This window comes from Marinomonas sp. ef1, assembly GCF_002806845.1.
GTDB lineage: Bacteria > Pseudomonadota > Gammaproteobacteria > Pseudomonadales > Marinomonadaceae > Marinomonas > Marinomonas polaris.
This window is the reverse complement of the sequence record NZ_NHTT01000019.1, coordinates 58,947-71,217: the sequence shown is the minus strand read 5'-3', so window position 1 is coordinate 71,217 and position 12,271 is coordinate 58,947. Positions and strand designations below refer to the sequence as shown.

10 protein-coding genes and 2 tRNA genes are annotated in these 12,271 nt (G+C 43.0%); 6 read left to right on the top strand and 6 right to left on the bottom strand.

Features of this window, described 5'->3' with window-relative positions; all coding sequences use genetic code 11:
• Nucleotides 1-66: 66 nt before the first annotated feature.
• A tRNA-Gly gene (locus CCS02_RS20000) sits at nt 67-141 on the bottom strand.
• A gap of 60 nt (nt 142-201) precedes the next feature.
• Nucleotides 202-277 (bottom strand) — tRNA-Glu (locus tag CCS02_RS19995).
• 268 nt (nt 278-545) lie between these two features.
• On the opposite strand from CCS02_RS19995, the gene CCS02_RS19990 reads away from it, so the two are divergent.
• The 3 genes from CCS02_RS19990 to htpX all read left to right on the top strand — a co-directional run bounded on the left by CCS02_RS19990 (nt 546) and on the right by htpX (nt 3,380).
• The gene (locus CCS02_RS19990; protein WP_232728926.1) at nt 546-977 is read left to right on the top strand and encodes a YajG family lipoprotein; all 432 of its coding nucleotides are present in this window, start codon (nt 546-548) and stop codon (nt 975-977) included.
• Between the two features lie 240 nt (nt 978-1,217).
• Entirely contained in the window at nt 1,218-2,435 is a 1,218-nt protein-coding gene (locus CCS02_RS19985; RefSeq protein ID WP_084122593.1) for a pyridoxal phosphate-dependent aminotransferase, read from the top strand.
• A gap of 63 nt (nt 2,436-2,498) precedes the next feature.
• Nucleotides 2,499-3,380, top strand: a complete 882-nt coding sequence (gene htpX / locus CCS02_RS19980) for a protease HtpX (RefSeq protein WP_100185868.1) — start codon at nt 2,499-2,501, stop codon at nt 3,378-3,380.
• Nucleotides 3,381-3,459: 79 nt separating this feature from the next.
• On the opposite strand, the gene CCS02_RS19975 is transcribed toward htpX, so the two are convergent.
• From CCS02_RS19975 to gcvT, 4 genes are all read right to left on the bottom strand, one after another.
• Complete coding sequence (locus CCS02_RS19975) at nt 3,460-4,182, bottom strand: flagellar brake protein (protein WP_072841656.1); 723 nt, start codon at nt 4,180-4,182, stop codon at nt 3,460-3,462.
• Nucleotides 4,183-4,195: 13 nt separating this feature from the next.
• Nucleotides 4,196-5,341 carry a 4-phosphoerythronate dehydrogenase gene (locus tag CCS02_RS19970; protein ID WP_100185869.1) on the bottom strand — a complete coding sequence of 382 codons (1,146 nt, stop codon included), beginning with the start codon at nt 5,339-5,341 and terminating at the stop codon, nt 4,196-4,198.
• Nucleotides 5,322-5,861, bottom strand: coding sequence for an elongation factor P hydroxylase (locus tag CCS02_RS19965; RefSeq protein ID WP_100637514.1), 540 nt, complete (start codon nt 5,859-5,861; stop codon nt 5,322-5,324). Before CCS02_RS19965 ends, CCS02_RS19970 begins: the two co-directional genes overlap by 20 nt.
• Before the next feature lie 140 nt (nt 5,862-6,001).
• Nucleotides 6,002-7,102, bottom strand: coding sequence for a glycine cleavage system aminomethyltransferase GcvT (gene gcvT, locus CCS02_RS19960; protein WP_100637513.1), 1,101 nt, complete (start codon nt 7,100-7,102; stop codon nt 6,002-6,004).
• A gap of 371 nt (nt 7,103-7,473) precedes the next feature.
• Here gcvT and glyA point away from each other — a divergent pair, with 371 nt between their 5' ends.
• The 3 genes from glyA to gcvP all read left to right on the top strand — a co-directional run bounded on the left by glyA (nt 7,474) and on the right by gcvP (nt 12,134).
• Complete coding sequence (glyA, locus tag CCS02_RS19955) at nt 7,474-8,751, top strand: serine hydroxymethyltransferase (RefSeq protein WP_100637512.1); 1,278 nt, start codon at nt 7,474-7,476, stop codon at nt 8,749-8,751.
• Nucleotides 8,752-8,808: 57 nt separating this feature from the next.
• The gene (gene gcvH / locus CCS02_RS19950) at nt 8,809-9,192 is read left to right on the top strand and encodes a glycine cleavage system protein GcvH (RefSeq protein WP_100185871.1); all 384 of its coding nucleotides are present in this window, start codon (nt 8,809-8,811) and stop codon (nt 9,190-9,192) included.
• Between the two features lie 77 nt (nt 9,193-9,269).
• Nucleotides 9,270-12,134, top strand: a complete 2,865-nt coding sequence (gcvP, locus tag CCS02_RS19945) for an aminomethyl-transferring glycine dehydrogenase (RefSeq protein WP_100637511.1) — start codon at nt 9,270-9,272, stop codon at nt 12,132-12,134.
• The last annotated feature ends 137 nt before the right edge of the window (nt 12,135-12,271 follow it).

Here is a 12,271-nt window from a genome sequence, read left to right as displayed (position 1 = left end):
CGAATGGGACACATTTAGCTTTTATAGAGCTATAACTATCTTCTTAAACTTTCTATTTAAAGAAAGTGGAGCGGGAAACGAGGCTCGAACTCGCGACCCCAACCTTGGCAAGGTTGTGCTCTACCACTGAGCTATTCCCGCAAAAAACTTCTCATCCAGCACTAATTTTATGTAGACTATACAGCCAACCGTGTGAAAGGATGGCGTCCCATAGGGGGTTCGAACCCCTGTTACCGCCGTGAAAGGGCGGTGTCCTAGGCCTCTAGACGAATGGGACAACGTTTTAATCTTGCTGTGTGAGCGGGTGCGTATATTACTGTTACCAATCTGAAAATCAACAGTTTTTTTCATTAATTTAAGCTACTTAGAAAAAAGTCGCTTTAGAAATCAATCTGATCGGAGCTATTATGCTAAACAAACAACTATTTTTAACACTATCCCTTTCAACGCTTTTATTAGCTGGATGCTCTACAACGCACTATATAAGCATCACTCCACAAGAAAACGTTAAAACTGCAACCCTCTCTAATGAAAGAGTTATAGATGTGACCACCAGCACAAAACTGACCAATGCCGTTGGCTCTATTAAAACAGGCATTAATGAACGAGCTGACATTTTCACAACAAATGATGTAAAACAAAGCGTTAAGGACAGTGTACTAAGTGGCTTGCGTAAAATGGGCTTCACTCCAGACCAAGGACTAATGCCAGCTGCAGATCTGCAAATTGAAATTACTAAGATGAGTTATACAACTAAAGTAGAAACATTAAAGACAGTCGCCACTTTAGAGTTTGAGTTAAAGGCAACATTAGCAGCCAAAGGTCAAACCTATAAAGCCAACTATGGATCTCAAAAAGTTAGAGAGTACGGCACTATGCCTTACCAACAAGCAATCCAAGACGACATGAACGCACTTGCCAGCCAAACAGTTAATCGCCTCTTAAGTGATCCAAATATTATTGCCCTACTTAAATAAAACCCACTCCATCACGGGGCACTATTTCAGGCTAAGATAAATAAAACCAGAAGGCCAAACTGATGACGCATCAGTTTGGCCTTTTAATTGCTATGAATATCCACACCTCACTCAGCCCATCTAGAACATAAGCACATCTAGACTATTTTTTTAGCTATATATCAAGCACTCACCTTGAATGCGCTCAAGTAAAGAGTAAAGTTAGTATTTTCTCCGCCCAGCTGCAGTAAGGATAAAGTGGTGCAAATTCGTAAATCAAACAAACTAGCCAATATATGTTATGAAATCCGTGGTCCAGTCTTAAAAGAAGCTGTACGAATGGAAGAAGAAGGTCAACGTATACTCAAATTAAATATAGGCAACCCTGCCCCATTTGGATTTGAAGCGCCTGATGAAATCCTTGTTGATGTGATTCGTAACTTACCAACTTCTCAAGGCTACTGTGAATCAAAAGGTCTTTTTTCAGCCCGAAAAGCGGTAATGCAAAAGTACCAAGCCATGGGCATCAAAACTGCTGACGTAAATTACGTATGGATGGGGAACGGTGTCAGTGAACTTATCGTTATGGCTATGCAAGGCCTATTAAACGATGGCGACGAAATATTAATACCAGCGCCCGACTACCCTCTTTGGACTGCAGCCGCGACATTAGCTGGCGGCTACGTGAAACACTACTTGTGTGACGAGGGTTCAGGTTGGCAGCCAGATATTAACGATATCCGCTCAAAAATCTCCAACAAAACAAAAGCCATTGTCATTATTAACCCAAACAACCCAACGGGTGCTGTTTATGAAAAAGACATCCTTGAGTCTATTGTTAACCTTGCAGAAGAACACAACCTACTGATCTTTTCAGATGAAATATACGACAAAATCCTCTATGACGAAGCTCAGCACATACCTACTGCCACACTGACAGAAGGAAGAGCCCCCTGCATCACCTTCGGCGGATTATCGAAAGTGTATCGTACAGCGGGCTTCCGTTCAGGCTGGATGGTGATTACCGGAGATCGTAGTGGAATAAGTGACTATATAGAAGGACTAGATATACTTAGCTCTATGCGCTTGTGCGCCAACGTACCAGCCCAACACGCCGTACAAACTGCATTAGGCGGATACCAGAGCATAAATGAGTTAATTGTCCCTGGAGGTCGCTTCTATGAACAACGCAAGGTGGCATGGGAAGCACTCGACTCTATCCCGGGCGTTCACTGCCATAAACCTGAAGGCGCCCTGTACTTATTCCCAAGACTCGATTCCAAAATGTACAAAATCAAAAATGACATGGATCTTGTTTTACAATTCTTGCGAGAAGAGAAAGTACTTATAGTTCAAGGCACGGGATTCAACTGGCCCACACCAGATCATGTCCGCTTTGTATTCCTTCCTCATATTGAAGAACTAACACCCGCCATGGATAGGTTTGCTGCGTTTCTTGGTCGATTGAGAAAGCGCTAATCCTCTCTTGAAATAATCCAATAAAGCCCTACTATGCTCCTTAACAGTCTTTTAAGGAGCATAGTGATGCGTATTATTCTGTTTTTACTGACAAACTTAGCTGTCATGGTGGTAGCGGGTATTGTCTTAAGTCTTTTAGGCGTCAACGGTTACATGACCAGCAATGGCCTAAACTTCACATCACTGCTTATTTTCTGCGGTGTATTTGGCTTTACGGGCAGCTTGATCTCACTTCTTCTTTCAAAGTGGATGGCAAAGCGTGGATCAGGCGCAGTGGTTATTGAACAGCCTCGTAATCATAAAGAAATATGGCTACTCGATACTGTCAAAGAACTTTCACAAAAAGCAGGGATTAAAATGCCAGAAGTGGCAATCTTCCCTGCACACGAAGCTAATGCGTTCGCGACAGGCTGGAATAAAAATGATGCACTAGTTGCGGTTTCAAGTGGAATGCTAGATCGCTTCTCTCCCGATGAAATCAAAGCGGTTCTTGGTCATGAAATTGGTCATGTGGCAAATGGCGATATGATTACACTCTCTCTTATCCAAGGCGTCGTTAATACGTTCGTTATGTTTTTTGCTCGTATTGCAGCTTATGCTGTCGATCAATTTCTACGCAAAGACGACAATGAAGGTTCCGTTGGCTGGGGCTACTACATCGCGACATTTGTATTTGAAATCATCTTCGGCATCCTAGCCTCTATGATAGTTATGTGGTTTTCTCGCTTTCGCGAATTCAGAGCGGACGAAGCCGGTGCTAGATTGGCAGGCAAAGGCGCAATGATTGCAGCCCTTGCGAGATTACAACAAGAGCACGAAGAAAGCCGTATGCCAGATTCTATGCTTGCCTTCGGCATTCGTCGTGGAAAAAAACCTACGATGGGGGAATTGTTTTCAAGCCACCCACCGATTGAAGATCGCATTAAAGCGCTTCAAGCACTTTAATATCAAAGCACTACAATACAAAAACGCCAGCGCATGCTGGCGTTTTTGTTGGTTAAATAAAGATAAAGAAAGCAGGGGGTTATTTTGTTTTGTTACGTAAGGACTCTAGGATAAAAGCGATTAGCGGAATACCTACATCTTTTGAGACATCCACAAAACGAACGCCATAGACATAGAAGTACTCCACCCCCATACGACTCAAAAAATCATTATCAACTAGTGTAGCCTGAACTTGCTCAAGCATCTGAATTTCTTGCGATCTAATCTCACAATCCAATTTAAGAATGTGGTTATAAGATCCTATCTTAACATTACAGGCCAGACGCATTGTCTGGTTAACCGAACCAAAATCTTCTTTAGATATTAACTTAGCCCCCCCCAAACTCAAATCAATGATAATTGCAGAAGAAGATTCGCTAATTGACGTTGATAAAGTATTTGGCTCTATGTTAGATATAAGACGAGCCTCAACACGAGCGGCCTGTCTGACTTCGGACGTTTCTACATAACTTGGATAAGCAATATGGAGGTGAGCTGCGGGCTCCATATAACTTTTGGCAATCTTGCTTGAAAACGCACAAACATGAGTGCTCAACATCAAGCGAACATTAACCACCTGACTATCTCTCACCAATATATTTTTTCCATTTAATTTTGGGCAAGACACAATCAATGAGCTTTTTGGAATGTTACCAAGAACCTTCACCATGTAACGCCCTGGGGGAGAAATAAACTCAATTTGCACATTCGTCCCTATTGGTACATCAAGATCTCCTAGATCGACCTGCATTACTCCAGCCATGCAACTACCTTAGTCATGATTTATTGTCTACTGAAAAACCAGCGGCACCCATAAGATTGCACGCATCATTATTATTAGCACGAATCAAACAAGTATTTAATTCATCTCTTTCTACGTAATGCTTTCGCAACCAGTCAAAGACATTTTTTTCTTTATTTTCTCGATACTTATATCGCAATCTAACATCATCTCTAGCAACATCATAGATTGCTTGAATACTTCGAGCGAGCATTTCTTCTAGCAATACTGCCGAATCAATATCAATAGACGAAAACCACCCAGTACTGATAGCATCATTTTTACTAATAACATCGGAGCTTAACTCCAAATGACGGCACAATTCCTGATATACCATCCATGTGCCTTTTTCACGACCTTGCTTGCTATAACCGGCAATATGGGGAGTTGCGATATCAGCAATAGAAACCAGCTTTTGATTAATAGAAGGCTCACCATCCCATACATCCAATATTAGATGAAGATCTCCATTTAGCTGACTATGTCGTTCAAGTAGCGCCACCTCATCAATAACACCGCCTCGACCAGCAGAAATAATAGCAGTCCCAGCAGATAATTGGGCAAGCTCTTTACTGCCAATCATTCCTTTTGTCGGATATACACCCACACTAGTTAAAGGAGCATGCAAAGAAATTACATTACATAACAGAATTTCATCTAAAGAAACAAAATTAGCCGAGCTATCACCTTCTTCTTTAAACGGATCATAAACGCACACCTGGCAGCCCATACGAGAAAAACGGTCATAAACTGTTTTTCCAACATTACCATAACCAATGACGCCAATTTTTTTACTTAACCAGCTGAATTGCTTCGTCATATAAAGATGACTTAAGCCACTAAAGACATAATCAGCCACAGCTTCTGCATTGCATCCCGGTGCACTGCTAAAGGCAATATTTGCTTTAACAAGATAATCCAAGTCAATATGATCTACACCTATTGTGGCACTACCGACAAAACGAACTGAACTCCCCTCAAGCAGCTCCTGTGTCACTTTTGTCACCGAACGCACTAAAAGAACATCCACATCTTTTACTTGTTCGTGCGTTAATGTTCGACCATTTACCAACTCAACATTACCTAAATGCGAAAACAAGGCTTTCGCGTTTGGCATATTCTCATCTGCAATAATTTTCATACTGTCGCTTTAAAAACTCATTAAATATTTGATCAGGAAGGCGTTGCGCCAATAAATACTTGGAAAAGGTCTTAGCTCTTTCAGGTAAACCAGAAACGATATACTTTCCAACCTGAGACATAACTGCCTGCTCAAAATCTTTCGAGTCATATTCGGGCATAGACAAGTTATCAACGCTGACGCGAAAAGGCAGCCCCGCCGACCAATGTAAAATACATTCGACTGCCTGAGGCTTCACCTCCACTTTCTCAAACTCTTTTTGCGTTTGAAGGTTACGTGAATCTGACTCGTACCAATAGCCATAATCCTCTAGCAATCGTCTTTCGTGACCAGCAATACACCAATGACTCACTTCGTGCAGCGCGCTTGAAGGATAATCAAAACGAAAATATATAGCAGCCGAATCATTTAATTCAGCAGGCAAATAAAGAGGTTCATCTGCTCCACCAATAAGGCGGGTATTAAAACTTGAAAGGAAACATGCACTGAAGGCTTCCACAAGCTGCGTCGCACTTGCCAACTGTAGACTCCAAAAGTAAAGAATTATCACATAAGAAACAAAAACGCGCCACGTAAAGAACTAGGCTTCGCGTAACGCATTTTATTTGAAATTCAAATTGAGCTTAATTTAGCCCTAAGCTCAATAATACCTTAACCTAATTATCCGCGATAATAGCGAGAAGGTACAAAAGGCATCGCAGCTAGCTTCAGTGGAATACTTTTTCCTCTCACATTAGCGAACAACGGCTCGTCAGCATCTAGAGCTTGAGTCGATACATAAGCCATGACAATAGGCTGAGCAAGAGTTGGCGAGAAACCACCACTCGTTACTGTACCTTTTACTTCTCCAGAAGCATCAGTGATCTCAACTCCTTCACGGACTGGCGCACGCCCATCAACCAAGAAACCAACACGCTTTCTTGCTGGCTTATTCGTAAACTGTGGCAATATAATATCTGCACCTGGGAAACCACCAGCACGATCACCCTCTAAACGACGGATTTTTTGTATTGCCCAATTAAGAGAAGCTTCTACTGGCGTCGTCGTCGTATCAATGTCATGGCCATACAAGCATAAGCCAGCTTCAAGACGTAAAGAGTCACGAGCACCAAGGCCAATCCATTCAACTTCATCAAAGGCCAACAAAGCATTAGCGAAAGCTTCAGCATGATCGTTTGGAACAGAAACCTCATAACCATCTTCGCCAGTGTAACCAGAGCAACTAATCCAAAGCTCAATTCCTTGCCACTCAAGTTTTAGACTTTGCATAAACGTCATCGTGGAAGCATCAGGAACAATACGAGCAAACACTTCACGCGCTTTTGGACCCTGAATGGCAAGCAAAGATCGATCGTCAATAACATCAACTTCACAATCAACCAAAGACGCTTTCAAATAGGCAAAATCTTGCTCTTTACAGCCCGCATTTACTACCATGAAAACGTCATCACCCCAGTTGGCAAACATTAAATCATCTGTAATACCGCCTTTTTCGGTAGTAAACATGCCGTAGCGCTGCGTACCTTCTGTCAAACCAAGTACATCAACAGGCAAAATAGCCTCAAGTGCAGTTTTTACATTTTCGCCTCGCAGCATCACCTGCCCCATGTGCGATACATCAAACAAGCCCACGTTTTCACGAGCCCACAAATGTTCTTTCATTACACCTAACGGATATTGAACCGGCATCTCATAGCCAGCAAATTCAACCATTCTAGCGCCAGAAGCGATATGTAGATCACATAGAGCAGTACGTTTCATAACGAAAACCTTAATTAAAATTGTGATAGTGTCTGTTTCCAATTGGAAACAGAGTATCTAAAAGCAACTTGTTTTGACAAGCACTAAGCGACATTTATTCGGTAATATCTACAATCAAAACCAATAGATATCAATAAAAAATCTAAATGATCGGTCAACTTTAATGGCAAACAAACTTTATAATTGACTCACCTTTGCTGTTTCCAATTGGAAACTTTTTGATTATGATAAGCAAAATTGACGTAAACCGAACAATGACTGACGCTCTTAGAAAGATGATCTTTTTTCATCATCTTAGACTGCCTTAGTGTTATTATACGCACGACTCATTGTCTTTTGGGCATACATGTTTATTTAAGAGGAATTACCCCATGGTCAACACCGAAGCCTTTTTCAGCCAAACTCTAGCTGAACGAGATCCAGAGCTTTTTGCAACAATCGTTGAAGAGCAAGAACGCCAAGAAACTGGTATTGAATTGATTGCATCTGAAAACATCACTTCAAAAGCAGTTCTAGAAGCTCAAGGTTCTGTTCTAACTAACAAATACGCAGAAGGTTACCCGAATCGTCGTTACTACGGTGGCTGTGAAGCGGTTGATGTTACTGAACAACTTGCTATAGATCGTGCTAAGCAATTGTTTAGCTGTGAATTCGCAAACGTACAGCCTCACTCTGGCGCCCAAGCAAATGGCGCGGTGATGCTTGCTCTACTTCAACCAGGCGACACAATCCTAGGTATGTCTTTGGATGCTGGCGGTCACTTGACTCACGGCGCGCCACCAGCTCAGTCTGGCAAATGGTTCAATGCCATTCAATACCAAGTAAATCCTGACACACTATTGATCGATTACGATGCAATCGAAGCACAAGCAATAGAATGCAAGCCAAAAATGATCATCGCGGGTGGTTCAGCTATTCCTCGCGTTATTGATTTCAAACGTTTCCGTGAAATTGCTGACAAAGTTGGCGCTTACCTATTCGTAGACATGGCTCACATCGCAGGTCTTGTTGCAACAGGCGCTCACCCGTCTCCACTACCACATGCCCATGTTGTTACAACAACAACGCACAAAACACTTCGTGGACCACGTGGCGGCATGATTCTTTCCAACGATCTTGAACTTGGTAAGAAAATCAACTCTGCAGTATTCCCAGGCTACCAAGGTGGTCCACTAATGCACGTTATTGCTGGTAAAGCAGTTGCATTCGGTGAAGCACTTAAACCTGAATTCAAAGTTTACATCGACCAAGTAGTTGCTAACGCTAAAGCCTTGGCTGCTGTTTTGATCGAACGCGGTTGTGATATTGTTACCGGTGGAACAGATACTCATCTTATGCTAGTTGACCTTCGCCCTAAAGGCTTAAAAGGTAACATAGTCGATAAAGCACTAGAGCGCGCCGGCATTACTTGCAATAAAAACGGTATTCCGTTTGATACTGAAAAACCAATGATCACCTCTGGTATCCGTGTAGGAACGCCAGCGGCAACATCTCGCGGCTTTGGTATTGAAGAGTTCGAAAAAGTGGGTCATCTTATCAGTGACGTACTTGACGGTTTAGTTGATATGCCAGAAGGCAATCCTGAAGTTGAAGCTCGCGTACTTGCAGAAGTAAAAGAACTTTGTAAACGCTTCCCACTTTACCGCTAAAATCACATACCCAAGGCTTAACCTCCTTGGGTATTTTTTTAAAGAGGCATAAATACTATGAGCACTATTCCAGATAACCTAAAATACGCAGACTCTCATGAGTGGGTTTTAGACAACGGTGACGGTACAGTAACTGTTGGCATTACCGATCATGCACAAGATCTACTAGGCGACGTTGTTTACGTTGAGCTACCAGAAGTAGGCGCAGAAGTAACCGCTACAGAACAGTTTTCTCTAGTAGAATCTGTAAAAGCCGCTTCTGACATTTATGCTCCTGTTAATGGCGAAGTAATTGAAGTGAATGACGCACTAAACGATGCGCCAGAACTAATCAACGAAGCACCGTATGAAGGTGCTTGGATTGCTAAAATCAGGCTAAGCAACACAGCTGATCTTGATAAACTACTTGATGCTGCAGGCTATTCAGCCACTATCGAATAGTCTCAACTATAGGCTCTCCCTCTATTCTGTATTGAGAGCCTAATCTCCCAGATTTTATCTTAATAGGTGATTAAACCATGACCTCGTGCATCCGCGATTTGTTAAATAACGATGAATTTATTGCTCGCCACATTGGCCCTGATGAATCAGAACAAGCCAAAATGCTAGCAACAATCGGCATAAAAAGCCTTCCAGAACTAATCGAAAAAACGGTTCCAGAAGCCATTCGTCAAGCAAATCTAGACCTTTCAGCTAAACCTGTTAGCGAAAGCGAAGCACTTGTGCAGTTAAAAGCCATCGCCAGTCAAAACAAAGTGGCACGCTCTTTTATCGGCATGGGTTATCACGACACACATGTGCCATCCCCTATTTTGCGCAATTTACTCGAAAATCCAGGTTGGTATACCGCGTACACACCTTACCAACCAGAGATTTCTCAAGGTCGTTTGGAAGCGCTATTAAACTTTCAACAAGTCATCATCGACCTAACTGGCATGGAAATATCTAACGCTTCTTTGTTAGATGAAGCAACGGCTGCTGCCGAAGCCATGACACTAATGAAACGCTCAAACCGCAAGAAAAGTGACAAGCTATTCGTTGCGAGTCACTGCTTGCCACAAACAATTGACGTTGTTAAAACCCGTGCCGAGCTACTAGACATAGAAGTCATTGTTGATGATATCGCTAACTTTGCACAACATGATGTCTTTGGCGCCATCTTCCAATACCCAGGCATTGACGGCACTGTTACTGATTTGAGTTCTATTATTGCACATGCACATGAACAAGATACTCTTGTCAGTATCGCTGTAGATCTACTTTCTCTTGTTCTATTGAAATCTCCTGGTGAAATGGGCGCTGACATTGTATTCGGTTCTGCACAACGCTTTGGTGTGCCGATGGGCTTTGGTGGGCCTCACGCTGCTTTCCTAGCAACGAAAGACGCATTTAAACGTTCTATGCCAGGTCGCGTTATCGGCGTATCTAAAGATAGCCATGGTAAACCAGCACTTCGCATGGCAATGCAGACCCGCGAGCAACACATTCGCCGTGAAAAAGCGACTTCAAACATTTGTACCGCTCAAGCATTGCTTGCCATGATGGCTGGCTTTTATGCAGTTTATCACGGCCCTGTTGGCCTTAAGAAAATCGCTAATCGAATTGCCGCATTGACGAATTGCTTTGCTAACGCCATTAAAAAGCAAAACTTCACTGCCAATGCTAGTTACTTTGATACCGTTATCGTCAACACTGGCGATCAAACAGACAGTATCATGGCAAAAGGCGCTGCGAAGTTAATGAACTTCTACAAAGTGTCTGAAGGCCAAATATCTGTCGCACTAAACGAAACCATCACGCCAAATGATCTTATCGATTTGGCTGAATGTTTCGGTGCAGAACTATCGTTAGAAAACATTGCTAACACTGAAACAGCATACGGTTTTGATGCTTCGATGCTACGTCAAGATGCCATCCTGACTCACCCAGTGTTTAACAGCCATCACAGCGAAACCGAATTGATGCGCTACATGCACCAATTGGAAGTGAAAGATATCGCACTAAACCAAAGCATGATCCCGCTTGGTTCTTGTACTATGAAGCTAAACGCTGCCTCTGAAATGATCCCAGTTACTTGGGCAGAATTCGGTCGTATCCACCCGTTTGCACCAAGTAATCAAGTTGCTGGCTATCACGCATTACTGCAAGAACTTGTCGATATGCTTTCTAAAGCAACTGGCTACGATACGGTTTCTCTGCAACCTAACTCTGGTGCACAAGGCGAATATGCGGGCCTTATCGCTATCGATAAATATCACAAATCTCGTGGCGATCATGACCGTGACATATGCTTGATCCCAAGCTCTGCTCACGGCACAAACCCAGCTTCTGCCGCATTAGCAGGCATGAAAGTTGTGATTGTTAAATGTGACGAAAACGGCAACATTGATTTGGTAGATCTTGCTGAAAAAGCAGAGAAGCATGCAGCACAACTTAGCTGCATCATGGCGACTTATCCATCTACTCACGGTGTATTCGAAGAACACATTCGTGAAGTCTGTGACATCGTTCATAAATTCGGCGGCCAAGTGTACATTGATGGCGCGAACTTAAACGCACTTGTTGGTGTTGCGCCTCCAGGCACATTCGGTGGTGATGTTTCTCACCTTAACCTACACAAAACATTCTGCATCCCACATGGTGGTGGCGGTCCTGGCATGGGTCCAATTGGTGTTAAATCTCACCTTGCACCTTTCCTACCGGGTCACGCTGTTGCGCCAGTTATGGGCATGCTTGAGCAACACGGCGCAGTATCTGCAGCACCGTACGGCAGTGCAAGCATCCTTGTGATCACTTGGATGTACATTAAAATGATGGGGGACAAAGGCTTGCGCGATGCAACCTTCAACGCCATTTTGAACGCTAACTACATCGCTAAACGCTTAGGCGAGCATTACCCTGTTCTTTACACTGGCAAAAACGGTACTGTGGCACACGAGTGTATTATCGACATTCGTCCACTAAAAGCAGAGTCAGGCATCAGTGAAGAAGACATCGCTAAACGCTTGATGGACTTTGGTTTCCACGCACCAACCATGTCCTTCCCTGTTGCTGGTACATTAATGATCGAGCCAACAGAATCGGAAAATCTTGAAGAGCTAGATCGCTTCTGCGATTCCATGATTCAGATTCGCAAAGAGATCAGCAAAGTGCAAGCTGGCGAATGGCCAATAGAAGATAACCCGCTAGTTAATGCACCACACACAGCAGACAGTCTTCTAGATATGGAATGGACGCATGCGTACTCACGCAAAGAAGCCGCTTATCCACTTACTTGGATCAAAGCACGCAAATACTGGCCACCAGTTGGCCGTATCGACAACGTCTACGGTGACCGCAACCTATTCTGCGAATGCCCACCAATAGACAGCTACGAAGGCTAATCTTCGAAGCCCCTAAAAAGCACTAGAAACGAAAAAGGCGAATCAGCAATGATTCGCCTTTTTTAGTTCCGCATAAAGCAGCATCAAAAACAAATAAGGGGAACTTCAAACTAAAAGATAAATATCTCATTTTTATG